At 72.8% G+C, this 26,514-nt stretch carries 16 protein-coding genes; 3 read left to right on the top strand and 13 right to left on the bottom strand.

From position 1 onward, the window contains the following. Positions 1 to 78: 78 nt before the first annotated feature. From ACIBBD_RS25110 to ACIBBD_RS25100, 3 genes are all read right to left on the bottom strand, one after another. On the bottom strand, positions 79 to 612 hold the full coding sequence (locus ACIBBD_RS25110; protein ID WP_399421757.1) for a methylated-DNA--[protein]-cysteine S-methyltransferase: 534 nt from the start codon (positions 610 to 612) through the stop codon (positions 79 to 81). Positions 613 to 621: 9 nt separating this feature from the next. Further along, positions 622 to 2,130 (bottom strand): AlkA N-terminal domain-containing protein, encoded by a 1,509-nt coding sequence (locus tag ACIBBD_RS25105; protein ID WP_399421755.1) that lies wholly within the window; start codon positions 2,128 to 2,130, stop codon positions 622 to 624. A gap of 79 nt (positions 2,131 to 2,209) precedes the next feature. Next, a complete protein-coding gene (locus tag ACIBBD_RS25100; RefSeq protein ID WP_399421754.1) occupies positions 2,210 to 4,228 on the bottom strand; it encodes a heavy metal translocating P-type ATPase in 2,019 nt (672 codons plus the stop codon). A gap of 35 nt (positions 4,229 to 4,263) precedes the next feature. Here ACIBBD_RS25100 and ACIBBD_RS25095 point away from each other — a divergent pair, with 35 nt between their 5' ends. Together ACIBBD_RS25095 and ACIBBD_RS25090 are read left to right on the top strand one after the other, a co-directional pair. After that, complete coding sequence (locus tag ACIBBD_RS25095) at positions 4,264 to 4,620, top strand: ArsR/SmtB family transcription factor (protein ID WP_399421753.1); 357 nt, start codon at positions 4,264 to 4,266, stop codon at positions 4,618 to 4,620. 25 nt (positions 4,621 to 4,645) lie between these two features. Continuing rightward, on the top strand, positions 4,646 to 5,794 hold the full coding sequence (locus ACIBBD_RS25090) for an MFS transporter (RefSeq protein ID WP_399421780.1): 1,149 nt from the start codon (positions 4,646 to 4,648) through the stop codon (positions 5,792 to 5,794). Between the two features lie 303 nt (positions 5,795 to 6,097). Here the strand turns inward: ACIBBD_RS25090 and chvE are convergent, their stop codons facing one another. The 9 genes from chvE to ACIBBD_RS25045 form a co-directional block, all read right to left on the bottom strand. Further along, on the bottom strand, positions 6,098 to 7,189 hold the full coding sequence (gene chvE / locus ACIBBD_RS25085) for a multiple monosaccharide ABC transporter substrate-binding protein (RefSeq protein ID WP_399421752.1): 1,092 nt from the start codon (positions 7,187 to 7,189) through the stop codon (positions 6,098 to 6,100). 521 nt (positions 7,190 to 7,710) lie between these two features. Then, the gene (locus ACIBBD_RS25080) at positions 7,711 to 8,184 is read right to left on the bottom strand and encodes a hypothetical protein (RefSeq protein WP_399421751.1); all 474 of its coding nucleotides are present in this window, start codon (positions 8,182 to 8,184) and stop codon (positions 7,711 to 7,713) included. A 185-nt stretch (positions 8,185 to 8,369) separates the two neighbouring features. Then, positions 8,370 to 9,782 carry a dihydrolipoyl dehydrogenase gene (lpdA, locus tag ACIBBD_RS25075; RefSeq protein ID WP_399421750.1) on the bottom strand — a complete coding sequence of 471 codons (1,413 nt, stop codon included), beginning with the start codon at positions 9,780 to 9,782 and terminating at the stop codon, positions 8,370 to 8,372. 192 nt (positions 9,783 to 9,974) lie between these two features. After that, on the bottom strand, positions 9,975 to 13,880 hold the full coding sequence (locus ACIBBD_RS25070; RefSeq protein WP_399421749.1) for a glycoside hydrolase family 2 TIM barrel-domain containing protein: 3,906 nt from the start codon (positions 13,878 to 13,880) through the stop codon (positions 9,975 to 9,977). Between the two features lie 167 nt (positions 13,881 to 14,047). Next, the gene (locus ACIBBD_RS25065; RefSeq protein ID WP_399421779.1) at positions 14,048 to 18,157 is read right to left on the bottom strand and encodes a molybdopterin-dependent oxidoreductase; all 4,110 of its coding nucleotides are present in this window, start codon (positions 18,155 to 18,157) and stop codon (positions 14,048 to 14,050) included. Positions 18,158 to 18,551: 394 nt separating this feature from the next. Further along, positions 18,552 to 19,070: an O-acetyl-ADP-ribose deacetylase gene (locus tag ACIBBD_RS25060; protein ID WP_399421748.1), complete on the bottom strand. Its 519-nt coding sequence runs from the start codon at positions 19,068 to 19,070 to the stop codon at positions 18,552 to 18,554. An 83-nt stretch (positions 19,071 to 19,153) separates the two neighbouring features. Continuing rightward, positions 19,154 to 20,566 (bottom strand): phytoene desaturase family protein, encoded by a 1,413-nt coding sequence (locus tag ACIBBD_RS25055; protein ID WP_399421778.1) that lies wholly within the window; start codon positions 20,564 to 20,566, stop codon positions 19,154 to 19,156. A gap of 206 nt (positions 20,567 to 20,772) precedes the next feature. Beyond that, complete coding sequence (locus ACIBBD_RS25050) at positions 20,773 to 21,621, bottom strand: inositol monophosphatase family protein (protein WP_399421747.1); 849 nt, start codon at positions 21,619 to 21,621, stop codon at positions 20,773 to 20,775. A 200-nt stretch (positions 21,622 to 21,821) separates the two neighbouring features. Then, the gene (locus ACIBBD_RS25045; RefSeq protein ID WP_399421777.1) at positions 21,822 to 23,609 is read right to left on the bottom strand and encodes a gamma-glutamyltransferase family protein; all 1,788 of its coding nucleotides are present in this window, start codon (positions 23,607 to 23,609) and stop codon (positions 21,822 to 21,824) included. A 586-nt stretch (positions 23,610 to 24,195) separates the two neighbouring features. Between ACIBBD_RS25045 and ACIBBD_RS25040 the strand changes: the two genes are divergently transcribed. Beyond that, positions 24,196 to 24,861 (top strand): hypothetical protein, encoded by a 666-nt coding sequence (locus tag ACIBBD_RS25040; protein ID WP_399421746.1) that lies wholly within the window; start codon positions 24,196 to 24,198, stop codon positions 24,859 to 24,861. A gap of 82 nt (positions 24,862 to 24,943) precedes the next feature. Here the strand turns inward: ACIBBD_RS25040 and ACIBBD_RS25035 are convergent, their stop codons facing one another. Next, complete coding sequence (locus tag ACIBBD_RS25035; RefSeq protein ID WP_399421745.1) at positions 24,944 to 26,470, bottom strand: NCS1 family nucleobase:cation symporter-1; 1,527 nt, start codon at positions 26,468 to 26,470, stop codon at positions 24,944 to 24,946. Positions 26,471 to 26,514: the final 44 nt, after the last annotated feature.

Genomic DNA, 26,514 nt, shown 5'->3' with positions numbered 1-26,514 from the left:
CCGGCACATTGGTGACACGCGTGCCTCTCACCCCGCTCCCGTTCGCCGCCGCCTCCTTCTGCCGGACGGCATGGACCATCAGTCCGTCCGGAAGAGGGACGCTCCGCTCTCGAAGTCCAGGAGGCGCTGCTTGCGGTGCAGGCCGCCGCCGTAGCCGGTGAGGCTGCCGTTGGCACCGACGACGCGGTGGCAGGGGACGATGATGCCGACGGGGTTCCTGCCGTTGGCGAGGCCCACCGCGCGGGAGGCGGTCGGGCTGCCGAGGGCTGCGGCGAGTTCGCCGTAGGTGCGGGTCTCGCCGTAGGGGATCTTCCGCAGCTCGGCCCAGACGGCGCGCTGGAACGGGGTGCCCCGCAGGCGCAGGGGGACCGTGAACTCCTTCGACTCCCCCGCGAAGTAGGCCTCCAGCTGCTCCTCGGCCGCAGCGAAGAGCGTGTCGTCGCGGGGGCCGAAGCTCTCCTCCGGTGGACGGTGGCGCTGTTCGGTCATGTAGAGGCCGCACAGGACGCCGTCGTCGGCGACGAGGGTGAGGGGGCCGTAGGGGCTGTCGATGACCGTGTGCCGCTTCGTCATGTTCTCCGTGACCGTCTTCGTGGTGGTGGTGATCGTCATGAGGGTTCCTCACACGGGCAGGAAGTTGATGGGGTGGCTGTCGGTCGCCCACAGGTACTGCACCGCGTACGCCCGCCAGGGTCGCCAGGCCGCCGCGCGGGCGGTGAGCGCTGCCGGGGTGGACGGCAGGCCCAGCTCCTGGGCGGCACGCCGGATCCCGAGGTCGGTGGGGAGGAAGGCGTCGGGGTCTCCCAGGGCGCGCATCGCGATGACGTCGACCGTCCAGGGACCGAAGCCGGGGAGGGCGAGGAGGCGGGCTCGCGCCTGCGCCCAGTCGCTCTCCACACCCAGGTGCAGGCTTCCGTCGGCGAGTTGCGCGACGAGGGTGGTGAAGGTGGTGCGGCGGGTGCGGGGCATCGCCAGGGACTCGGGGTCGAGCGCGGCGAGGGCCTCGGAGGTCGGGAAGAGGTGGGTGAGGCCGCCGTCCGGATCGTCGACCGGGTCGCCGTACGCGGTGACCAGGCGGGCCGCGTGGGTGCGGGCGGCCGCCGTGGAGACCTGCTGGCCGAGGACCGCCCGCACGGCGAACTCGGCCTCGTCCACCGTGCGCGGGACGCGACGGCCGGGGGCCTTGTCCACCAGCGGCGCGAGCTGCGGGTCCGTGCGGAGTCGGTCGTCGACGGCGACCGGGTCGGCGTCCAGGTCGAGCATGCGCCGGCAGCGGCTGATGGCGACGGTGAGGTCGCGCAGGTCGCTGAGGGTGAGGCGGCAGCCGATGTGGTCGGGGCGCGGGGTGAGCGCCACGATGCCGTGCCCGTACGGCAGTCGCAGCGTGCGCCGGAAGGCACCGTCGCGCCATTCCTCCACCCCGGGCACGCCGGTCGCGGCGAGGTGGCCGAAGAGGTTGTCGGGGTTGAGCGGGGCGCGGAACGGCAACCGGAGGTGGAGGGTGGCCGGGGCCGCCGGGGTGACGGCGTCCGCCGTCGCAGGAGAGCCGTTCTTCCGCGGGACGCGGGCGCGCAGTTCGCTCGGGGAGAGCGCGAAGACCTCGCGCACGGTGTCGTTGAAGGTGCGGACCGAGGCGAAGCCGGCGGCGAACGCCACGTCCGCCATGGGAAGTTGACTCGTCTCGATGAGCAGGCGGGCGGTCTGGGCGCGCTGGGCGCGGGCCAGGGCGAGCGGGCCCGCGCCGAGTTCGGCGAGGAGCTGGCGCTCGACCTGGCGGGTGCTGTAGCCGAGGCGGGCGGCGAGGCCGGGCACCCCCTCGCGGTCGACGACCCCGTCGGCGATGAGCCGCATGGCACGCGCGACGAGGTCGGCGCGCTGGTTCCACTCCGGGGAGCCCGGGCTCGTGTCGGGCCGGCACCGCTTGCAGGCCCGGAAACCGGCCTGCTGGCAGGCGGCGGCGCTCGGGTGGAAGACCATGTTCCCGGGTCTGGGTGGCACGACCGGGCAGCTGGGCCGGCAGTAGATCCCGGTGGTCAGGACGGCCGTGAAGAACCAGCCGTCGAACCGCGCGTCCTTGGACTGCACGGCGCGCAGACAGCGCTCCCGGTCGGTGTACATCCCGTTCTGCATGCGTCCAGCATCGGCCACCGCCCGGTGCGGCGCTGGCGAGAATCCGACATCGACCTCGCCCGTCCAGCGCCGCCGCGGATCACCCCTGCCAGGCCCGCTCCCGCAGCAGCCGCAGCCCGTTGAGCCCGACCAGCACGGTCGACCCCTCGTGCCCGGCCACGCCGAGCGGAAGGGGCAGGTGACCGACGAGGTCCCACAGGACGAGGCCGGTGATGAACGTCCCCGCGATCACGAGGTTCTGCACCACCAGCCGGCGGGCGGTCCGCGAGAGCCGTACGACCGCGGGGATCGCGGTCAGGTCGTCACGGACCACGACGGCGTCCGCCGTCTCCAGGGCCAGGTCGGATCCCGCCCTGCCCATCGCCAGACCGGAGTGGGCGGCGGCGAGCGCCGGCGCGTCGTTCACGCCGTCCCCCACGAACAGCACCTTGCGGCCCGCGAGGTGAAGCGCCCGAACGGCGTCCACCTTGTCCTGCGGGAGCAGGTCCGCGCGGACGTCCGTGATGCCGGTGGCGTCGGCGACGCGGGCGGCGGCGCGCGCGTTGTCGCCGGTGAGGAGGACGGGGGTGGTGCCGGTGAGGGCGGTGAGGGCGGCACTGGCCTCGGGGGCGGCGGGGCGGAGGCGGTCGGTGAGGGTGAGGACGCCCACGGGGGTGTCGTCGCGGGTGACGAGGACGGGGGTGCCGGGGTGGGGGGTCCTGGCATCGGGGTTCCGCAGGCCGTCGACCTGGGGCAGGCGGTCGGCCGGCTCCCGCACACCGTCGGCCCGAGGCACACGGCCGGCCCCGTCCTCCCTACGGCCGACGCCCACCGCACGCCCGTCGACCACGGCCGTCACCCCGCGCCCGGGCGTCGCCGTGAAGTCCTCGGCGGGGGCGATCCGCAGCCCCCGCTCCCGCGCCGCCCTCACGATCGCGCGGGCCAGCGGGTGCTCGCTGGGGTGTTCGGCCGCCGCGGCCAGGGCGAGGAGGGCGTTCTCGTCGAGGCCGGAGCCGGGCAGCGGGGTGACGTCCGTGACCTCCGGGCTGCCCTCGGTGAGCGTGCCGGTCTTGTCGAGGGCCACGGTGTCGATCTCGCCGAGGCGTTCCATGGCGACCGCCGACTTGACCAGGACGCCGTGGCGGCCGGCGGTGGCGATGGCGGACAGCAGGGGCGGCATGGTGGCCAGGACGACCGCGCACGGGGAGGCGACGATCATGAAGGTCATGGCGCGCAGCAGGGCGTCGGTGAGGTCGGCGCCGAAGGCGAGCGGTACGCCGAAGACGGCGAGGGTGGCGGCCACGACGGCGACGGCGTAGCGCTGTTCGATCTTCTCGATGAACAGCTGGGTGGGCGCCTTGGTGCGGGAGGCCTCCTCGACGAGGGTGACGATGCGGGCGATGACCGAGTCGGCGGGGTCGCGTTCGACGCGGACGCGCAGGGAGCCGGTGCCGTTGAGGGTGCCGGCGAAGACCTCGTCGCCGGGGCGTTTGACGACGGGCAGGGGTTCGCCGGTGATGGTCGCCTGGTCGGCCTCGCTGACGCCGTCGACGACGCGGCCGTCGGCACCGATGCGTTCGCCGGGCCGGATCAGCAGCAGGTCGCCGACGGCGAGTTCGGTGGCGGGGACGGTCTCCTCGCCGTCGTCGGTGAGGCGGGTGGCGGTGTCGGGGGCGAGGTCGAGCAGGCCGCGCACGGAGTCGGCGGTGCGGGCGGTGGCCAGGGCTTCCAGGGCACCGGAGGTGGCGAAGATGACGATGAGGAGGGCGCCGTCGAAGACCTGGCCGATCGCTGCGGCGCCGAGCGCGGCGACGATCATCAGCAGGTCGACGTCGAGTGTCTTCTCGCGCAGTGCGCGCAGGCCTTCGAGGGCGGGTTCCCAGCCGCCGGTCACATAGGCGACCGCGTACAGGGTTCCGTACGTCCACGACGGTGCGCCGCCGAGATCCAGTCCGAGGCCCGACAGGAAGGCGACGGTGGCGGCCAGGGCCCAGCGGGCCTCGGGGAGAGCCAGGACACGGGTGCGACGGCGCGGTGCCGTGGAAACGGGCGCGGCGGTCGCGTGGGAAGCGAGAGTGGTGGACACCCGGCCACCATACAGGAACACATGAAGACTCATTCATCCGTTCATATGCGGTGGGTAAGATGGCCCGCATGGGTCATGGAGCCGTCACCACCACAGCCACCGAGCGGGTACGCCTGGACGCGGGCAACGTGGCCAAGGTGGCCACCACCCTCCAGGCCCTGTCCACCCCCTCCCGGCTGCTGATCCTCGCGCGGCTGCGGGAAGGGCCGCTGCCGGCGACGGAGTTGGCCGCCGAGGTGGGCATGGAGCAGTCGGCCTGCTCGCACCAGTTGCGGCTGCTGCGCAACCTGGGACTGGTGGTCGGCGAGCGGCGCGGCCGGTCGGTCGTCTACGCGCTGCACGATCACCACGTCGCCGAACTCCTCGACCAGGCCGTCTACCACGTGGAGCATCTGCGCCTGGGCATCAGTGACACCGCCGAGTGAGACGGACGGCACTCGCCGCGGGCAGCTGTGGCCGCTGTACGCGGCCGGGTTCACCACCGCGTTCGGCGCGCACGGCATCGCCGCGAACCTCGGCGGGGACGCCGACGACGCCGTCACCTCCCTGCTCGTCCTCGGCGGACTGCTCGCGCTCTACGACGGCGCCGAGGTGCTGCTGAAGCCGGTGTTCGGCACGATCGCCGACCGGGTCGGGGCGCGCCCCGTCCTCCTCGGCGGTCTCGTCGCGTTCGCCGCCGCCTCCGCGCTGTACGTCGCCGTCGGCAGCGTCGGCTGGCTGTGGGCGGCCCGGCTGGGCCAGGGCGCGGCGGCCTCGGCGTTCTCCCCGGCGGCGTCGGCACTGGTGGCGCGGCTCAGTCCGGCGGCCGGGCACGGGCGGGCGTTCGGGAGTTACGGTTTCTGGAAGTCCGTCGGCTACACGCTGGGCCCGCTGCTGGGCGGGGTGCTGGTGTGGGCGGGTGGACTGCGGCTGCTGTTCGGTGTGCTCGCGGTGCTGGGTGCCGGCGTCGCGGTGTGGGCGGCGGTCGCCGTGCCGGTCGTACCGCCGTTGCCGCGGTCCCGGCAGACGGTCGTGGATCTGGCGCGGCGGCTGGCCGATCCGGTGTTCCTGGTGCCCACGGCGGCGCTGGCGGGGGCGACCGCGGCGCTGTCGGTCGGCGTGGGTTTCCTGCCGGTGTCCGGCGCGCGGGCGGATCTCGGGACGGTGGCGACGGGGGCCGCGGTGTCGGTGCTGGCCGCCTGTGCGGCGGTCGTACAGCCGCGTGCGGGGCGCGCGTTGGACGCGGGGCGGCTGTCCACGCGGGCGGGACTGGCGTGCGGGACGGTCGTCGCGGCGGCCGGGCTGGCGTGCGCGATGCTGCCGGGCCTCGCGGGTGTGCTGCTCGCCGCGGCGCTGATCGGTGCCGGTACGGGGCTGATCACTCCGCTGGGGTTCGCGGCCCTCGCCTCGTCGACTCCGAGGGAGCGGTTGGGGCAGACGATGGGGGCGGCCGAACTGGGGCGTGAACTCGGGGACGCCGGCGGCCCGTTGATCGTGGCGGGGGTCGCGGCGGCGGCCACGTTGACGTACGGGTACGGAGTGCTGGCGGTGTTGCTGGTGTGCGGGCCGGCGCTGGCGGTGCTGGTCGCCGGGCGGCGCACGGTCTCCCCGAGGCCGTAGCTCGCCGAAGGCCGGGTTCCGTGCCCGCCCGTCAGGCGGTCGGGTGGGCGGCGGTGCCGGGACGGGCTGCGGCGGCTGGGGTGGTGCGGGGCGGCAGCGGCGACAAGGCCGGTGAGCGGCGGCGATCCCTGCGGACGGCCCGCCTGTTCCGCGCCCGGGGCGGGCGTGGTTCCGGGGCCGTCGTGGCTTCCGACGAAGGTGGGTGCCGCCGCGTGGCCGGCGCTCTTCTCGTACGGTTTTGCCGGTGCGGGCGAGTTTCCCCAGGACGGCGCGGTCCGCCGCCGAGGCAACCGTGGCGTGCGGCTACTCGAGCTCGGCGGCGGTGTAGTAGCCGCCCGCGACCAGGACCAGGTCGTAGTTGGTTCTGTCGACGCTCGTCGGCTGCAACAGGTAGGCGGGCACGGACTTCACGCCGTTGTTGTAGGCCCTTCTGCTGTTGATCCTCGGCGTCTTGTCGTTGAGTATGTCGTCGGCCATGTCCGCGGCGACCTCGGCGAGCAGACGGACGTCCTTGTAGATCGTCTGCGACTGCTCACCCGCGATGATCGACTTCACCGAGGCCAGTTCGGCGTCCTGACCGGTGACGACCGGGAGGGGCTTGCCGCCGGAGCCGTAGCCGTCCGACTTCAGCGCGGCCAGGACACCGAGGGAGATGCCGTCGTACGGCGACAGGACCGCGTCGACCGTCCTGCTCCCGTACGACTCGGCGAGGATGCCGTCCATGCGCTTCTGCGCGGTGGGCCCGTCCCAGCGCAGGGTGGTGACCTGGCTGAGCTCGGTCTGGCCGGACCGGACGACCAGCTGCTTGCTGTCCAGGAACGGCTGCAGGAGCGCCATCGCGCCGTCGAAGAAGTACTTGGTGTTGTTGTCGTCGGGGGACCCGGCGAACAGCTCGATGTCGAACGGGCCCTTGCCGTCCTCCAGGCCGAGCTTGTCGATGATGTAGCGGGCCTGGAGCCGGCCGACCTGCTCGTTGTCGAAGGAGACGTAGTAGTCGACGTTCTCGGTGCCGAGGATGAGCCGGTCGTAGGAGATCACCGGGATGTCCGCGTCGGCGGCCTGTTGCAGCACGTCGTTGAGCGACTTGTTGTCGATGGCCGCGATGATCAGCGCGTCGACGCCCTGCTCGATGAGGCCCGCGATCTGTGAGACCTGGGTCTGCGGCTTGTCCTCGCCGTAGACCAGCTTCGACTGGTACCCCTTGGCCTTCAGGTCCGAGACGACGCTCTTGCCCTCCGTGATCCAGCGTTCGGAGGCCCGGGTCGGCAGGGCGATGCCGATGGTGCCGCCACCCTCGGAGCTGCTGCCCCCGGTGTCCTCACCACAGGCGGACAGGGTGAGGGCCAGGGAGGCGGCTCCGGCAAGCACGGCGAGGGCGGCTCTTCGGGTGTGCATGGTGATCGTTCCTCGTACTTCTCGTCGTTGAGGGGGTGAGGGCATGTCGGACGGGGAGGCAGTGGAGCGGGCCGGGCAGCGGTGAGCAGGCCGGGAGCAGGTCGGACGCCCGTACCCGCTCCTGGGCGGTGTCCGGGATCAGGTGCCGCGGAGGGGTGCCGCAGGGGCGGATCCCGCCTGCCTCGAACAGCCCGGACCTGCGGCGCAGCGGCGTGCCGCGGCGGCCCGGCCCGGCGACCTGGTAGGTCCGCACGGAGCCGCCGGTCGCGGTGCGCACCTGTCCGTGCGTCGGACTGCGCCACGGCGTCGGCGCCACGTGGGTGCTGATACCGGGGATGCGCAGGGCACTGCCTTTCAACCGTTCGATATATCGACCCATGGTCGTAATGTTGGCGAGACGCTAAGAGCGGGGACGCGAGGTGTCAACGGGATGAACAGGAACGGTTACATAAAGGCGTCGGAGATCGCCGCCGTGGCCGACAGAAACGGTTCCAGAAACCGTTCGCCGAGCCGAAGGCGGCTCAGCCGGAACCCTCCTGACGCCACGTCAGCTCCCGGATGACGAAGACGTCGAGCGCCATCACCACGACCGACCGGAGCGGTTCGTAGGGCAGGAACAGGAACTGGGCGACCAGGCTGAGCGAGGCGAGGAGGAGGCCGGGGAGGCGGGCCCGGGCGGCGCCCGCGAGCAGGCCCGCGCCGGTGGCGGTGGCGAGGAGGCCGAGGACGAGGTGGACGGTGCCCCAGCCGGTGAGGCCGAGTCCGTAGACGTAGGAGCCGACGCGGGCGTAGACGTCGTCCCCGGCGAGGGCGGCGACGCCCTGGAGGACGGCGAGAACACCGCTGCACAGCATCAGGACGCCGGCGAGGACGACGCCGCCGGGGATCCGGGAGTCGCGCGGGGAGGGTTCGCGGGGGCCGCCGGGCGGGGCGGACCAGGCGGTGCCGATCTCGCCCCGCGGGGTGCCGGCGGAGGGGTCCGGACGGGAGGTCATCGACGGCGTCCCTTCTGTGGGCTCCGTTGCAGCACATCCCGGGTGAACGGCGGGGGCGAGCGTGGCGGGGCCGTTCGGGTGAGCGGCCCCGGCCCGGGCCACCCCGCCGGGCCCGGGGCAGCGCCCGGCCGCAGGCCCGCCTGAGCACCCAGCCGCAGGCCCCGTCACACGCCCCGCCACGGACCTCACATGTTGATCATGTGGCCGGCCAGACCGTGGACGGCCTCCTTGACGGCCTCGCCCAGGGTGGGGTGGGCGTGGACGTTGCGGGCGACCTCGTGGACGGTGAGGTCCCACTGCTGGGCGAGGGTGAGCTCGGGCAGCAGCTCGGTGACGTCGGGGCCGATGAGGTGGCCGCCGATCAGCTCGCCGTACCTGGCGTCGCTGATCAGCTTGACGAAGCCGGTGGTGTCGCCGAGGCCGTGCGACTTGCCGTTGGCGCTGAAGGGGAACTTGGCCACCTTCACGTCGTAGCCGAGGTCGCGGGCCTGGGCCTCGGTGTAGCCGAAGCTGGCGATCTGGGGCTGGCAGTAGGTGGCGCGGGGGATCATCGCGTAGTCGAGTTCCATGGTCTCGGCGTCGGCGATGGTCTCGGCGGCGATCACGCCCATGGCCTCGGCGGCGTGCGCGAGCATGAGTTTCGCGGTGACGTCGCCGATGGCGTAGATGTGCGGGACGGAGGTGCGGCAGCGGCCGTCGACGTCGATGGCGCCGCGTTCGGTGACCGTGACGCCGGTGTTCTCCAGGCCGTAGCCGGTGACGTTCGGGGCGAAGCCGATGGCCTGGAGGACCTTGTCGGCCTCCAGGACCTGCTGGGCGCCGTCCTTGCCGGTGACGGTGACACGGACCTGCCGGCCGGACTCGTCGATGGACTCGACGCGGGTGGAGGTGAGGACGTCGATGCCGAGCCTGCGGTACTGGCGGGCGAGTTCGGCGGAGACCTCGGCGTCCTCCAGGGGGGCGACCCGGTCGAGGAACTCGACGATGGTGATCTTCACGCCGTAGTTGTGCAGGACGTAGGCGAACTCGATGCCGATGGCGCCGGCACCGGCGATGATCATGGACTGCGGGAGGTCGTCGGCGAGGATCTGCTCCTCGTAGGTGACCACGCGGGAGGTACGGCGGGTGCCGGGCAGCAGCCTGGGGGTGGCGCCGGTGGCGATGACGCAGTGGTCGAAGCCGATGGTGCGGGTGTTGCCCTCGTAGTCGGCGACCTGGAGGGTGTGCGGGTCGAGGAAGGTGCCGCGGCCGTCGTACTCGGTGATCTTGTTCTTCTTCATCAGGTAGTGGACACCCTTGACGCGGCCGTCCGCGACCTTGCGGCTGCGGCGGAACGCCTCGCCGTAGTCGAAGGAGATCTGCCCGTCCACCTTGATGCCGAACGTCTTCGCCTCGCGGGTGACGATGTGCGCGAGCTCGGCGTTGCGCAGCAGGGCCTTGGTGGGGATGCAGCCCACGTTGAGGCAGACGCCGCCCCAGTACTTCTCCTCGACGACGGCGACACGTTTGCCCAGTTGGGCGGCGCGTACGGCGGCGACGTAGCCGCCGGGTCCGGCGCCGAGGACCACGACGTCGAAGCGTTCGTCCTGCTCGACCATGGTGGGGTTCCTTTTCCGTGGAGTGCGTGACGGGTGATGCGTGCTGCCGTTCCGATTCTTTCGCGTCGCCGGGGAGAATGCGCGAGTGATCGAACACTGTGTGACGAAATGAACCGTCGGGTGGAACGGCCGTGCGGACGGGCCCGGCCACCGAGCGGTGGCCGCGCCCGTCCGCACGCGGGGAAACGGCTACTACGGGGTTGCCGTCGGCCGGCGTGAGGCGGCCATCGCCTCGTCGACGTCCCGCAGGGGGCGCAGCCGGTAGGTGTAGGCGTAGTCGCGGTCGGCGAACAGCTTGTACTCGTCGTGGGTGTGCGCGCCCCAGCTGTTGTCCCCGCCGACACCCATCTGCCGGTGGTTCAGCCGGAGTACGACCTCGGGGCGCGGGGTGAGCTGGTAGGCGTGGCGGACGCCGACGGACAGGTCCTCCGGGGTGAAGTGAGAGGCGTTGACCTCCAGGAGCGGTTCGCCGGAGACGAGCAGGCCGGTGCCGTCGCGGCCGGTGAGGGCGACCCAGCGGACGTCGGTCTTGTTGCCGTTCTCCTGCGGGCGCAGGTAGGGGGTCCACTGTCCGGTGACGGTGCCGGAGTACAGGCCGACGTCGGTGGCGTTGTTGCGGTCCCAGTGGTTCTCCTCGGGGCCGCGGCCGTAGTAGTGCAGCTGCTCCAGGCGGCCGGGCAGGAAGAGCAGCGTGCCGACCTCCGGGATGTACGGCAGGGAGGCCGCGCCCGGGTGCAGGGTGTTGTCGACCTTGATCTCGCCGTTGCCGAAGACGGTGTAGGTGGTGGTGTACGCCGACTCGGTGGTCGTGGGCAGCGTGCCGGCGACCTTGATCTCGACGGCCTTGTCCCCCAGGGCGCGGACGGCGACGCCCGTCACCGTGCGGTGGGCGCCGGCGTCGCGCCAGGTCTGGTTGCGGGTGTGCTGGCCGTTGCCCCGGTCGTTGTCGGTGGGGGCCCGCCAGAAGTTCGGGACCGGCCCGGAGGAGATCAGCCGGGCGCCGCCGGCCTCGTACGAGGTGATGACGCCGGTCGCCTTGTCGACGGTGACCGAGAAGTCCTCGCCCGTGACGGTGACCGACCGGTCGCCGTCCCGGTGGGCGAGGGCCGGGACGCCGGCCGGTGACACGGGGGTGACGGCCGGGCTGCCGGCGTCGACGGGGAGTTGCTGACGGGCGACCTCGAAGCCGGCCTTCGCCCACTTCGTGGTCTCGCGGGTGGTGAAGGACAGGGTGAGGAAGTACTCGGCGCCCGGCGCGGGGTCGTCCGGCAGTCTGAAGGGCACGGTGATGTCCTTGCTCGACAGCGGCGCCACGTCGAGCTGGGCACGGCTCAGCCTTCCGCGCTGCACCGCCTTCCCGTCGCCGACGAGTTCCCACCGTCCGTCGAACTCCCGGAGGTGGGTGAAGAGGTACTCGTTGGTGAGGGTGACCGCCGCTCCGGGCGTCAGCGTCCCACCGGAGGCGGGTGCCGCCTGGACGGCCTGGTAGATCCTCTTGACCTCGGCGGACTTGCCGGTGGGTCCGCGGTCGGCGGTGACGATGCCGTCGCCGGAGAAGGCCCCGTCGTTGGGGTTGTCGCCCCAGTCGCCGCCGTAGGCCTGGAACGTCTTCGCGCGGGGCCGCTTCTCGGTGAAGCCGACGGTGGCCGCGTCGAACCAGAACCGTACGCCGTCGTCGCCGGGGCCACGGCTGTCGGAGGCGAGTTCGCCGGCGGTCAGCGCGCGGGCGTAGACCCGGGCCCGGCGGATGGTGCCGCTGAACTCCCGGGTCGGGTTGTCGACGTCGGTGGCCAGGGCCAGGGAGGCGGTGTTGTTGCTCGGCCGGCGGGTGGTGGTCCGGGTGGCCCGCGCCGAGCCGTCGACGTAGAGGGTCAGGGTGCCGGCCTCGGCGTCGAAGACACCCGCGACATGGTGTTCGCCGCCGGTCCAGTCGGCCGGCAGCGCCCAGCTCGCGGTGATCCACTGGCCGCCGCCGTGGATGAAGAACTCCAGGGTGCGGTTCGTCTGCTTCAGGGCGTACTGGGTGTCGCCCTTGGCGAGGATGGGCTGGTGGTAGCCGGTGACGTGCGGGGTGACCCAGGCCTCCAGGGTGAGGGAACCGGTGAGGTCGAGGTTCGGGTCGCGGGCGAAGACGGTGCCGCCGAAGACGCCCTTGTCGCGGGTGAAGGTGCCGGCGGGGGCGAGGATCTCGCCGCGGAGCGCGGCGGGCCCGGCCTCGGTGAACAGTTTGCGCGTCGGCGTGGGCCAGTCGAGGGCCTGGTCGGCGAAGTCCCAGATCCAGCCGCCCTGCAGGACGTCGTGGCGGCGGACGAGGTCCCAGTACTTCTTGAAGTTGCCGTTGGAGTTCCCCATGCCGTGGGAGTACTCGATCATCACGTAGGGCCGGGTGTCGTTCGTGTCCTTCGCGCGCGCCTCGACGCGGGAGGGGCTGTCGTACATCTCGGAGCGGATGTCGCTGATCCCGGGGCGGTCGTCGCCCTCGTACTGGATGACGCGGGTGGGGTCGTAGGAGCGGATCCAGTCGTACATGGCGTTGAAGGTGCTGCCGCCGCCCGCCTCGTTGCCGAGTGACCAGATGACGACCGAGGCGTGGTTCTTGTCGCGGTGGACCATGTTCTGGGCGCGGGCCACGCACGCGGCGGTCCATTCGGCGTGGTCGCCGGGGTACTCGCCGCGGATGCCGTGGGTCTCCAGGTTGGTCTCGTCCACGAGGTACAGGCCGTACTCGTCGGCGAGATCCAGCCACAGCGGGTTGTTGGGGTAGTGGGAGGTGCGGACGCTGTTGATGTTGAGCCGTTTGATGATCTCGATGTCCCCCACCATGTCCGCGCGGGTGAGGGCGGAGCCGCGGACCGGGTGCATCTCGTGGCGGTTGGTGCCCCGGAACGAGACCGGCTTGCCGTTGATGCGCATCAGCCCGTCCCTGAGCGCGAACTCGCGCAGTCCGACCCGGTGGGAGAGGGTCTCGATCACCTGGCCCGCGGGGTCGCGCAGGCGGAGCACGGCGGTGTAGAGGTAGGGGTGTTCGGCCGACCACAGGCGCGGCCCGGGCACGGCCTTCGCGGCCTGTACGGTCCTCTCGTCGCCGGCGCCGAGCGTGACGGGCTGCTGCAGGGGTCTGGACCAGACGGGGTGTCCGCTCGCGTCGTACAGCTGGGTCTCGACGGTGTACCGGCCGCCGCCGTCTCCGCCGTAGTCCCGCACGCTGGCGGTGACCGACAGCTCGGCCGCCCGGTAGTCGTCGCTCAGCGGGGTGTCGAGCCGGAAGTCGCGCAGGTGCACGGCGGGTGTCGAGTACAGGTGGACCGAGCGGAAGATGCCGCTCAGCCGGATCATGTCCTGGTCCTCGAGCCAGTCGCCGTCGGAGTAGCGGTAGACCTCCACCGCGATCTGGTTGGTGCCCGGCCGGAGGTGCTCGGTGATGTCGTACTCGGCGGGGTCGTAGGAGTCCTCGTGGTAGCCGACCAGCTCTCCGTTGATCCATACGTAGTGGGCGGACTTGACCCCTTCGAAGTGCAGGAACGTCCGTCGTCCCGCCCAGCCCTCCGGGATCCTGAAGGTGCGGCGGTACTGGCCGACGGGGTTGTGGCGGGTGGGGGCGGCCGGTGGCTGCGCCTCCTCGCCCAGGCCGTTGGGGCCCCACCACGGGTAGGTGATGTTGATGTAGATGGGGCGGTCGTAGCCGTGCAGCTGCCAGGCGGAGGGGACGGGGATGGTGTCCCAGTCGCTGTCGTCGAGGTCGGTGCGGTGGAAGTCGGTGTCCCGGTCGTCGGGGCGGTCGGCGTACGCGAACTTCCACGTGCCGTCGAGGCTCAGCCGGTACGGGGAGCGGGTGCGGTCGGCGGCGAGGGCCTGGGGCAGCGTCGCGTACGGCATGAGTGTGGTGTGCGGGGGTTCGGTGCCGAGGCGGAAGACGTCGATGTGGCCGTTCCACTCGGGGGTGCCGTCGGCGGCGGTGGCCCGGTGGGCGGCGGACGGTGCGGACAGGGCGAGCGCGCCGAGGACGGCGGCCGATCCCTCGAGCAGACGACGACGGCTGACGACCACCCGCTGGGGGTGGTCCGGCCGGTCCATGGACGACACGTGCGGGTGCGACATGACCATGACCTTCCTCGGGGCGCACCGTGCGGCTGCACGGACGGAGGGTGCGTCAGATCTTGTCGGATAGTGTTGATAAACCGAACAGTGGCGCGCCGTGATGGCCGGATTTCAACTCACTTCGGCGCAAGGTCACTTGGCTCACCGTGACGGCCCCGACGGTGTCGTCAGTAGACGTCGCGCACGTACCGTTTCCCGGAGGCGAGCTGCTTGACGTACGCCGTGGCCTCCTCCTCGTCCAGGCCGCCGTGGACGACGGCGATGTCGTGCAGGGCCCGGTCGACGTCCTTGGCCATGCGGGAGGCGTCGCCGCAGACGTAGAAGTGGGCGCCGTCCTGGAGCCAGGACCACAGCTGGGAGCCGTGCTCGCGCATCCGGTCCTGCACGTACACCTTGGCACGCTGGTCACGGGAGAAGGCGGTGTCCAGGCGGGCGAGCGTGCCGTCGGCGAGGAGGGCGGTCAGCTCCTCCTCGTAGTAGAAGTCGGTCGCCCGGTGCTGTTCGCCGAAGAACAGCCAGTTCCGGGCCCGGTGCCCGCGGGCCCGCCGTTCCTCGAGGAAGCCGACGAAGGGTGCCACGCCGGTGCCGGGGCCCACCATCACCATCGGGGTGGCCGGGTCGGCGGGCGGCCGGAAGTGCGGGGAGCGCTGCACGTGCACCGGCACCGGGGTGTCCGGCCCGGCGTCGGCGAGGAACGGCGAGCAGACGCCCTGGCGGGGCCGGCCGGCCAGGTTCTCGTAGCGCACCACGGAGACGGTGAGCGAGACGAGGTGGGGGTCGGTCAGCGGGCTGGACGAGATCGAGTACAGGCGCGGCTGGAGGCGCCCCAGCACCTCGGCCCACTCCTGCGGGCCGGCCCGGACACCGAACTCGGCGGCGACGTCGACGGCCTGGCGGCCCCAGGACCATTTCGCCAGCTCGCCCTTGTTGTCCGGGCGCAGCAGTTTGCGCAGCTCGCGCGGGTCGCGGGTGCGGTCGGCGGTGAACCGCAGCAGGGCGGGGGTGATCCGGGTGATGTCGAGGTGGCGCAGCAGTGCTTCGTCGAGGGGGACCTCGCCGACACCGTTCACCCGCACGCGCGCGTGCGGGTCGAGTCCGGTGACGGCCAGCCACTCGGCGACGAGACCGGGGGAGTTGAGGGGGCGTACGCCGAGGGCGTCCCCGGCCTCGTAGACGAGCGGGGTCTCGCTGTCGCGGGTGTCGAAGGTGAAGCGGCGCACCTCCTTGCCGGACCCCGGCAGGCTCAGCAGCCGGTTGCCGACGAGCCGGGCGGTGACGGGGGCGGGCCGCCGGGAGCGGGCCGGGGCGGCGGGCGCCAGGGTCGCGGCAGCCGGTGCCGCGCCGGCGTCGGTCCGCGCGGTCTCCCGGACGCCCGTCTGCGTGGCCGGCTGCCCGGTCGCCCGCGGGGTGCCGCGGCCGGTCCCGTGGGACTTCTCCTCGGCCTCCTCGGCCTCCTTGAGCGCGATGAGCACCTGTTCGAGCCAGGCCTGCGCCTGCGGCTCGTAGTCCGGCTCGCAGTCCGTGCGCGGCGCCAGCCGTACGGCGCCGAGCTCGTCCATACGGTGGTCCAGCCGGCGTCCGTGGCCGCAGAAGTCGTCGTAGGAGGAGTCCCCGAGGGCGAGGACGGCGTAGCGCCGGCCCTCCAGGCGGTCGGCGTCGGGCGCGGCCAGGCCGGCCCAGAAACCGGCGCCGTTGTCGGGGGCGTCGCCGTCGCCGAAGGTGCTGGTGATCAGCAGCAGGTCGGCGTCGGAGGGCAGGGCAGCGGGGTCGGCCTCGTCCATGGCGACGAGGGACGCGGTGTGACCGCCCGCGCTGAGCCGCTCGGCGGTGGTGGCGGCGAACTCCTCGGCGTTGCCGGTCTGCGAGGCCCACAGGATCACCACCCGGCGGCTCTCGGGCCGCTGGGGCGCGGTGGCGGTGCGGGAGTACATGCCGGCGAGGGTGCCGTTGACCCACAGGGCGTGCTCGGGGCTGAAGGGGGCGTCCGGCGGCAGGACCGGCACGCCGGGGGCGCCGGCCGGGACGCCGGCGAGGAAGCCGACCAGGTACTGCCGTTCGCGTTCGGTCAGGACGGGCGGCGGGGCGGGTTCCAGGCCGAAGACGGAGGCGGCGGAGGGGTGGACGGCCGTGGGGGTGAGCACCGGGCCCCGCGCCGGTGCGAGGGCACTCGCGGCGGCGGGAACCTGCACGCTCACCGGCGTGGACACCCTCGTCAGCGACACCGCGCACACCTTCAGCTCGGGCTGGAAGGAGAGCGGGTCGACGGCGTCGCTGGTGACCGCGTTGACGCTGAGGTACTCGCCGAACAGGTCGTTCCAGTGGAACGGCGCGAAGCAGGAGCCGGGCAGGACGCGGTCGGTGACGACGGCGGGCAGCACGGCGCGGCCTCGCCGTGAGGCGACCTCGACCGAGTCGCCGTCGGTGATGCCGAGCCCGGCGGCGTCCTCGGGATGCAGTTCCACGAAGGGGCCGGGGTCGAGCTTGTTGAGCTTGGCCACCTTGGCGGTCTTGGTGAGGGTGTGCCACTGGTGCTGGAGCCGGCCGGTGTTCAGGACGAACGGGTAGTCGTCGTCGGGCATCTCGGCCGGCGGGACGTGCGGGCGGGCGTGGAAGACGGCACGGCCGCTCGGGGTGGGGAAGGTGAGCGAGCCGTCGTCGGCGACGTACCGGACGGGGTTGCGGGCGGGGCCGTCGGGGGTGGCGGCCGGCCACTGCACGGGGGTGGCGCGCAGCCGGTCGTAGGTCACTCCGCGCAGGTCGTAGCCGGTCTGCGGGTTGTGGGCGCGCTTGATCTCCTCGAAGATCTCCTCGGCGCTGTCGTAGGAGAAGCCGTCCTCGTATCCCATCGCGCGGGCCACGGCGGCGATCAGGCGCCAGTCGGCGGTGGCCTCGCCGGGCGGGTCGGCGGCGGGCCGGGCGAGGGTGAGGTTGCGCTCGCTGTTGATGAGGACGCCCTCGGTCTCGGTCCACAGCGCGCCGGGCAGGACGACGTCGGCGTAGGCGTTGGTCTCGGTGTCGGCGAAGACGTCCTGGGCGACGACGAACTCGGCGGCCTCCAGGCCCTCGATGACGGTCCTGCGGTTCGCCACGGAGGCGACCGGGTTGGTGCAGATGATCCAGCAGGCCTTGATGTCGCCGTCGGCCATCTTGCGGAACATCTCGACGGTGCCCTTGCCGACGCCGTCGGCCCGGATCGTGCCGGGCTCCAGCCCCCACAGGTCCTCGACGAAGGCGCGGTCGGCGTCGACGAGCACGGACCGCTGTCCGGGCAGTCCGGGGCCCATGTAACCCATCTCGCGTCCGCCCATGGCGTTGGGCTGGCCGGTGAGGGAGAAGGGGCCGCTGCCCGGGCGGCAGATCTTTCCGGTGGCGAGGTGCAGGTTGACCAGGGCGTTGGTGTTCCAGGTGCCGTGCGTGGACTGGTTGAGGCCCATCGTCCAGCAGCTGGTCCACTCCCCCGCCTCGCCGATCAGCCGGGCCGCCTCGCGCAGGTCGGCCTCGGGGATGCCGGTGATGTCGGCGACCGTCGCCGGCGGGTAGTCGGCGAGGAAGGCGGGCATCGCCTCCCATCCCTCGGTGTACGCGGCGACGAAGTCGGGGTCGGTGTGCCCGTTCTCGTGCAGCAGGTGCAGCAGCCCGTTGAGGAGGGCCAGGTCGGTGCCCGGCTTGACCTGGAGGAACAGGTCGGCCTTCGCGGCGGTGGCGGTACGGCGCGGGTCGACGACGATCAGCTTGGCGCCCGCCTTCACCCGGTCCATCAGCCGCAGGAAGAGGATGGGGTGGCAGTCGGCCATGTTGGAGCCGATGACGAGGAAGACGTCCGCCTTGTCGAGGTCCTCGTACGAGCCGGGCGGGCCGTCGGCGCCGAGGGAGAGTTTGTAGCCGGTGCCGGCGCTGGCCATGCACAGCCGGGAGTTCGACTCGATCTGGTTGGTGCGCAGGTAGCCCTTGGCCAGCTTGTTCGCCAGGTACTGCGCCTCCAGGCTCATCTGGCCGGAGACGTAGAGGGCGACCGCGTCGGGCCCGTGCTCGTCGACGATCGCCCGCAGCCGCCGGGCGGTCTCGGCGACCGCCGCGTCCACGGGGGCGGGCTCCGGTTCCTCCCCGCGGTCCGAGCGGACGAGGGCGGTGGTCAGCCGTCCCGGCGCGGCGAGCATGTCGGCGGTGGTCGCGCCCTTGGTGCACAGCCGGCCGAAGTTGGCGGGGTGCTCCTTGTCTCCGGACGCCTTCAGGACCGTACGGCGTCCGTCCGGTCCGCGGCCGACGTCGAGCACCATGCCGCAGCCGACACCGCAGTACGAGCAGACCGAGCGCACCTTCGTCACGCTGTCGGTCCGCGGGTCCGGCACGGCCACGGGCGCCCCCTTCGTTTCGACGATCGGCCTGGTGAGAGCCACTGTGACGGTACGAAGTGTGCATTACGCAGGTGTCTCCCGGACCGGCCACCAAGGGTTAAGCCCGGCGCACAGCGGGGGGTGGGTGGGTGTGAGCGGGAGGGGCGGGGGCGTGATCCGCGGGGGCGGACGGGGAGCGGAGGGCGGCGTGATCCGCGGGGCGGGGGCGGGCGTGGGCCGTCCGGGGCGGTGCGGGCGTGAGCGGGAGCCCCTGGGGCTGGCGCGGGACGCTGGGCCCGGCGCGCACGGTGCCCGCGATGTCGGCGGCCGGGAAAGGTCAGGTGCCGGAGTTCAGTCGCTCCGTGAACGCCGTGTACGCCCGCTCGTCGAAGAGGACGAACCGGGCCTCCTCCACCGCCGTCGGCGTCGTGCGGACGGTCTCGATCGCGATGCGGGCCGCGTCGTCCATCGGCCAGCCGTAGATGCCGGCGGAGACGGCGGGGAACGCGACGGTGCGGGCGCCGAGCTCGTCGGCGACGCGGAGGGACTCCCGGTAGCAGGAGGCCAGCAGGGCGGACCGGTCCTCGGTCGCGCTGTACACGGGGCCGACGGTGTGGATCACCCAGCGCGCGTCCAGGGCGCCGGCGGTGGTGGCGACCGCCTTCCCGGTGGGGAGACCTCGGCCGTACCGGGAGGCGCGGAGCTTGCGGCACTCTTCGAGGACGGCGGGGCCGCCGCGGCGGTGGATGGCGCCGTCGACGCCTCCGCCGCCGAGCAGCGAGGAGTTGGCGGCGTTGACGACGGCGTCCACGGACTGGTCGGTGATGTCGCCCCGGACGAGGGTGATGGTGGGCATGTCGGGCTCCTCTCTGTCGGTGTACGGCGCACGGCCCGCGGCCGGGCGGCCGGGGTGGCCGGGCGGCCCAGCGGCCGGGGTGGTTAAGCCGGCTGTCGCAGCCGGCGCCAGACGGCCTTCGCCGCGTTGTGGCCGGACATGCCGTGGACGCCCGGGCCCGGCGGGGTGGCCGAGGAGCAGATGAAGACGGCCGGGTGCGGAGTGGTGTACGGGGACAGGGAGAGCCTGGGACGGAGCATCAGCTGGAGGCCGGAGGCCGCGCCGGAGCCGATGTCGCCGCCGACGTAGTTGGCGTTGCGGGCGGCGAGTTCGGCGGGGCCGGCGACGGCGCGGGCGAGGACGCGGTCGCGGAAGCCCGGGGCGAAGCGCTCCAGCTGGCGTTCCATGACGTCGGTGAGGTCACCGGTCCAGCCGTTGGGGACGTGGCCGTACGCCCAGAAGACGTGCCGGCCGGCCGGGGCGCGGGTGGGGTCGACGACGCCCGGCTGCACCGTGATCAGGAAGGGGCGCTCGGGTGCGCGGCCCTCCCGGGAGGCGGCGCGCAGGGCTGCGCCGATCTCCGAGCTGTCCGCGCCGATCTGGACGGTGGTGGCCTTGCGCGCCTCCTCGGCGGTCCAGGGAACGGGCCCGTCGAGCGCGTAGTCGATCTTGAAGACGCCGGCGCCGTACCGGTAGCGCGCGTAGAAGCGGCCGAGGCCGGCGATGCGGGCGAGGGCGGTGGGCGAGGTGTCGAAGACGTAGGCGCGGGCGGGGGGCAGGTCGTCGAGGCGCTTGACCTCGTAGTCGGTGTGGATGGCGCCGCCGAGGTCCTTCAGGTAGCCGGCGAGGGCGTCGGAGATGGCCTGGGAGCCGCCACGGGCCACCGGCCAGCCGCGGGCGTGCGCGGCGAGGGCGAAGACCAGGCCGACGGCTCCGGTGGCGAGGCCGCCGAGGGGGGCCATGACATGGGCGACGAGACCGGCGAAGAGGGTCTTGGCGGGTTCGTCGTGGAAGCGGCGGGTGAGCCAGGTGGACGGGGGCAGGCCGGCGAGACCGAAGCGGGCCAGGGTCAGCGGGTCGCGGGGCAGCGCGGTCAGAGGCAGGGACATGAAGTCCCGGGCCAGGGTGTCCCACCTGGGCAGGAAGGGCTCGACGAGTCTGCGGTACGCGCCCGCGTCGCGCGGCCCGAAGGAGGCGGCCGTCTCGGCCACCGAGCGGGACAGCACGGCGGCGCTGCCGTCGGGGAAGGGGTGCGCCATGGCCAGCTCGGAGTGCAGCCACTGCAGTCCGTAGCGCTCCAGGGGAAGGGCGCGGAACGCGGGCGAGTTGACGCCCAGGGGGTGCGCGGCGGAACAGGGGTCGTGGCGGAACCCTGGGAGAGTGAGCTCCTCGGTGCGTGCTCCCCCGCCCACGGTGTCCCGGGCCTCGAAGAGGGCCACGGAGAAGCCGCGCCGGGCCAGCTCCACGGCAGCGGTCAGGCCGTTCGGCCCCGCTCCCACCACGACCACGTCAAGCATCGGCACGTCGGACCCCTTCGTCAGCCGGTGGCCTCCGGGATCAGGATATGCCGGGGGTCCGACGGCGCCTGCGGCGCGGGGGCCGAAGGCACGGGCGGCGACGGGCGCCGGGTGCCGGGGGTGCCGCGATTGCCGGCGCCGGGGGCCTGGAGGGCCGTAGGGATGGTAACGGCCGTGCGGGCCAAGGAAGTCGGCGCGCCGGGCCGTCAGGGGCGCCTCCCCGACAGCAGGTCCGCCACCCGCCGTGCCGTCGCCGCGTCCCGGGCCGCCGTGAACGGCAGGCTGTTGCCGCCGGTGATCCGGAACGGTTCACCGGTGAGGGTCAGGTGGGCGCCGCCGGCCTCCTCGACCAGCAGCAGGCCGGCCGCGTGGTCCCAGGCCGCCTCCCAGGAGAAGGCCGTGGCGTCCAGGTCGCCCCGGGCGACCTTCAGGTACTCCAGGCCCGCCGATCCGCAGGCGCGCGGTGCGACGCCGTCCCTCCACAGGCCGAGCAGGGCGTGCTTCTGCTCCTCGGTGGTGTAGTCGGGGTGGGAGGTGGCCACCGTCAGGTCGCGGCCGGGCGTGGGCGGCCCGGCGAACAGCCGCTCGCCGTCCAGGAAGGCGCCTCGCCCGCGTACCGCCGTGGCGAGCTGGGCGCGGGCCGGTGCGTACGTCCAGGAGGCGAGCACGACACCGTGCCGGGCGAGTGCGACGAGGGTGCAGAAGCCGTCGTCGCCGTGCACGAACTGGCGGGTCCCGTCGACCGGGTCGACGATCCAGACCGGGGCGTCGCCCTTGATCGCCTCGTACGTGACCGGATTGGCGTGCACCGCCTCCTCGCCGACGACGACCGAGCCGGGCAGCAGGGCGCCGAGGGCGTCGGTGAGGTACAGCTCGGCGTTGCGGTCGGCGTCCGTCACCAGGTCGTGCGGGCCGCTCTTCTGGTCGACCTCGTGGGCGGCGAGCCGGCGGAAGCGGGGCATGATCTCGGCCTCGGCGGCCTTGCGGACCGTCTCCTCCACGTCGGCCGAGTGGCGGGCGAGAAACTCGTCGATGGTTTCCGTGTCGTCGATCATGTCTCCATGAGAGCACGCCCCACTGACAAACCCCGCCCCGCCGGTACGTCGGGGATGGAATCGGGATGAACAACGGGAGCGCTCCCCCGGCTCACCCGCGCCTAGGCGCCCCGCCGTGTACCTCCCCCCGTCTCAGCGCCCCGCCGTGTGCTCCCCGCCTCGGCGCCCGCCGTGTACCTCGCCGCCGCCTCCCTCCGCCCTCAGCGCCCCACCGCGTACCCCTGCATGCCCCTGGGGTTCGCCGCCGCCGACAGGATGCCGTGCTCGGGGTCGCGGGCGACCGCGCACAGCCGCCCCTCGGACCAGGGGGAGCCGACGGTCACGTCGTGGCCGCGGCGGCGCAGTTCCTCGATGACGCGGGCCGGCATGCGGGACTCCACGGTCACGCTGCCCGGTCGCATGCCGCGGGGGTAGAAGGAGCCGGGGAAGGCGTCGTTGTGCCAGTTCGGGGCGTCGATGGCGCCCTGGAGGTCGAGTCCGCCGCGCACGCGCGCGTGGAGCGCGACGGCCAGGAAGAAGTGCAGTTGCCACTGGTCCTGCTGGTCGCCGCCGGGCGTGCCGAACGCCAGCACCGGGACACTGTCGCGCAGCGCGATCGACGGCGTGAGGGTGGTGCGGGGGCGGCGGCCGGGCGTCAGCGTGTTCGGCAGGCCCTCCTCCAGCCAGGTCATCTGGAGCCGGGTGCCGAGCGGGAAGCCCAGCTCGGGCACGACCGGGTTGGACTGGAGCCAGCCGCCGCTGGGCGTGGCCGCGACCATGTTGCCCCAGCGGTCGACGACGTCGAGGTGGCAGGTGTCGCCGCGGGTGTCCCCCTCGGCGGTGACCTCGGGCTCCCCCGGGACCGGCGAGGTGGGTGCCTTGGCGACCGTCGGTTCACCGGCGCCCATCGGGCTGAAGCCGGGCGCGTCCGTGGCCACCACGCGCGCGTGCGCGCACAGCCGGGGGACACGACCGCCGGGGCTGCCCGGCCGCAGCTCGTAGGACGCCTTCTCCCCTACCAGCCGGCGCCGCTCGGCGTTGTACCGCGCCGAGAGCAGTTCTTCGAGGGGCACCTCGGCCGCGTCCCCGTACCAGGCCTCGCGGTCGGCCATGGCGAGCTTGCAGCCCTCGATCAGCAGGTGGACGTAGTCGGCGGAGCCGTACGAGGGCAGTTCGGACGGGAGCAGGGCGAGCTGCTGGAGGAGGGCCGGGCCCTGGCTCCAGGGGCCGGCCTTGCACACGGTCCAGCCGTTCCAGTCGTACGTCGTCGGCGTCTCGTAGGTCGCGGACCAGCCGGCGAGGTCGGCGGCCGTGAGGGTGCCGGTGTGGTGCGCGCCACTGGTGTCCAGGGTGGGCCGGCCGGCCTGCCGGACCAGCGCCTCGGCGATGAACCCGGTCCGCCACACCTCCCGCGCGGCCTCGATCCGCGCCTCCCTGTCCCCCGCCCCGGCGGTCTCGGCCAGCAGCCGCTTCCAGGTGGCGGCGAGGGCGGGGTTGCGCAGCAGCCGGCCGGGGCGGGGTGCCTCGCCGTCCGGCAGGTACACCTCCGCCGACGAGGTCCACTCCGTCTCGAAGAGCTCCCGTACCGTTTCGACGGTCGCGCCGACGTTCTCCACGGGGGCGTGCCCGTGTTCGGCGTACCCGATGGCGTACTTCAGGACGTCCGCGAGGTCTTTGGTGCCGTGGTCGCGCAGCAGGAGCATCCAGGCGTCGAAGGCTCCGGGGACGGCGGCGGCCAGCGGGCCCGTGCCGGGAACCAGGTCCAGGCCGAGTCCTCGGTAGTGGGCGACGGTGGCGCCGGCCGGGGCGACGCCCTGCCCGCACAGGACGCGTACCTCGCCGCCCGCCGGGGCGAGCAGGACCGGTACCTCGCCGGCGGGTCCGTTGAGGTGGGGTTCGACCACGTGCAGCACGAACGCGCCGGCGACGGCGGCGTCGTAGGCGTTGCCGCCGTCCTCGAGGACGGCCATCGCCGACTGGGAGGCAAGCCAGTGGGTGGAGGACACCATGCCGAAGGTGCCCTGGAGGGTGGGTCGGGTGGTGAACTGCACCTGTCACCTCGCTGTTCGTGCCGGTCGTCGAACCGGTCGGCGCCCTGGGACGCCGACCGGGGGGTGCGGACCGTGGCTCCGGTCGAGCTGATCAGCCAGCAGGCTATCGATCCGGGCAGCGGGCGTCCGGAGGATGCACTGCGCCTCACAGCACTCTCACGGCCTGCTGAGCAGCTGCGGCGGCGTGCACCCGGGCGACTCCGTCGTCGAGCCGCTGCTGCGGGCCCGGAACCCGCTGGAGGCGGTGGTGTCCGTCTCCACCGGGCCCCACCGAACGGCCCGTCAGCGGTGACCTCCCGGCGGTCGGCGATCCGCTCCTCAGCCGGGATAGACGTCACCTCGGGCGAGCGGCTGAGGGGGAGCGGTCCACGGCGCCGGAGCAGTTCCCAACGGCGAGGCGGCGTTCGGGCGGGTGACAGGCCGCCGCTGTCACCGCGCCACCACGGAGCGAGTTCACCCTTCCGCCCCACAAGGAGTCGTGTGAAACTGGCGTCCCTGTCCGCATCGTGGACCCCGTCCGCACCGTCCCCCACGAAAGTGCGCCGTGCGCTCTCTCCCACTGCCGCTCACCCTCACCGCGCGTCTGTCCCCGGTGGCCGTACTCGCCTGCGCGGGCTGGGCACTGACCTCCGGGCCGCTCACCTCCGCGCAGGACACCGCGGCCAAGGACACGCCGAAGACCCAGTCGCAGTCGACGGCCGCGCCCTCCTCCACCGCCGTGCCGAAGACGTTCGCCGCCGCCCCCGCGCCCTGCACGAGCGTGGCCACGAAGACGGTCTCCTCACTGGTGCCGGGCGCCAAGACGGCGGGCAAGGAGATCCCCTCGACGGACACCACGCTGCGCCGCACCTGCTCCTGGAACGCGCTCAAGGGCTACGAGTACCGCTGGCTCGACGTCTCCTTCGAACTCATGGACTCGGACGACGCGGCGCGGAGTTCGTACCAGGAGCGGATCGCGGAGAAGAGCGGCGGCGGGCCGGTCCCGGGGCTCGGTGACGAGGGCTACTCCGTGGTCAACCTCTCCACCGAGGACAAGCAGCAGACCCGTGAGGGCGTGGTGATGGCCCGGGTCTCCAACGCGCTGGTGGTCGTCACCTACAACGGCAGCGACTTCGAGACGAAGAAGGCGCCCGGCACGGACGAGATCAACAAGGGCGCGATCAAGGCGGCGAAGGAAGCGGTCGCCTCGCTCAAGGCCTCGGTGAACTGAGCCCGGGCCGGCGGGGCGAGGGCCGCGACCGGCCGGGGCGGCCGCAGCAACTCCCCTCCGGCCGCCCCGTCGTCCCTCGGCCTCACACGGTGGCCCTGTCGCGCCCCCTGAGCAGCATCAGCGTCAGGTACAGCACCATCGAGGTGCCGAGGCCCACCGCCCAGCCGTAGTCGGCCAGCGGCTCCAGCGCCGGGACGGGCCGTCCGTCGATCAGCGGCTTGAAGCTGGCGCCGCCGATGGCGAGGACACCGCCGACGACGAAGGCGACGACGGCCCTCCAGTTCCAGCCGCCCCGGTACCAGTAGCGGCCGCCGGCGCGGTACAGGTCGGTCAGGTCGAGCCGGGCGCGGCGCAGGATCCAGTAGTCGGCGATGAGGATGCCGGCGACCGTACCGAGCAGGCCGCCGACCAGACCGAGCCAGGTGAAGATGTAGCCCTGCGGGTCGGAGTACAGCTTCCAGGGGCAGATGAGCACGCCGAGGACGCAGGTCGCGAGCGCGCCGGCGCGGAAACCGATGCGCCGCGGCGCGATGTTGGAGAAGTCGAAGGCCGGGGAGACCAGGTTGGCCGCGATGTTCACCGACAGGGTCGCCACCAGCACGGTCACCAGCGCGAACAGCAGGCCCACGACGTTGTCGGTCTTCGCGGCGAGCTGGACCGGGTCCCAGATCGTCTCGCCGTAGACCGCCTGCGAACCGGAGGTGACCATGACCGACAGCAGCGCGAAGAGGGTCATGGTGGTCGGCAGGCCGAGCGCCTGACCCCATGTCTGCGCCTTCTGGCTCCTGCCGTACCGCGTGAAGTCCGGGATGTTCAGGGACAGGGTGGACCAGAAGCCGATCATGCCCATGAGGGACGGCCAGAACAGCTTCCAGAAGTCGCCGCCCCAGCCGAGCTCGGAGGGCTGGTCGAGCAGCGGGCCGAAGCCGCCCGCCTTGTCGCTCATCCAGATCAGCATCACGAACGCGCCGACGAGCACGAAGGGCGCCGCCCAGTTCTCGAACCGGCGGATCGTCTCCATGCCCCGGTAGATGATCGCGACCTGGATCGCCCAGAAGATCGCGAACGACAGCCACATCGTCCAGGCGTAGCCGCCGATCCTCCCGGCGTCGGTCCAGCCGTCGCCGATCAGCTTCCCGGCGAGGAAGTAGATCGCCTCACCGCCGATCCAGGTCTGGATGCCGAACCAGCCGCACGCCACCAACGCCCGGACGACGGCGGGGAGGTTGGCGCCGCGGACACCGAAGGAGGCGCGGGCGAAGACCGGGAAGGGGATGCCGTACTTCGGTCCCGCGTGCCCGGTGAGCAGCATCGGGATCAGCACGATCACATTGGCCAGCGCGATGGTGAACACCGCCTGCTTCCAGTCCATGCCGACGGCGATCAGACCGGAAGCGAGCGTCCACGAGGCCGTGTTGTGGGCCATGCCGACCCACAGCGCGGAGAAGTTGTACGTGGTCCAGGTGCGCTTCTCGACGGGGACCGGCAGCAGGTCCTCGTTGGCGTAGGGGCCGCTGGGCTGCGGCGAGCCAGGAGCGATCTCCACCCGGCCGTCGGCGAGGGTGACGTGGGAGGTCGGCGGTATCGCTGTGGGAGCGGTGTCGGTCATGGGCAGGCCAATCAAACGAGGGGCGGTTCCGGAAAGGCCGTGCG

Origin of the sequence: Streptomyces sp. NPDC051315, from assembly GCF_044455165.1 — a bacterium.
Classification (GTDB): domain Bacteria; phylum Actinomycetota; class Actinomycetes; order Streptomycetales; family Streptomycetaceae; genus Streptomyces.
The sequence above is the reverse complement of the archived record's forward strand: the minus strand, read 5'-3'. Positions and strand labels throughout refer to the sequence as shown.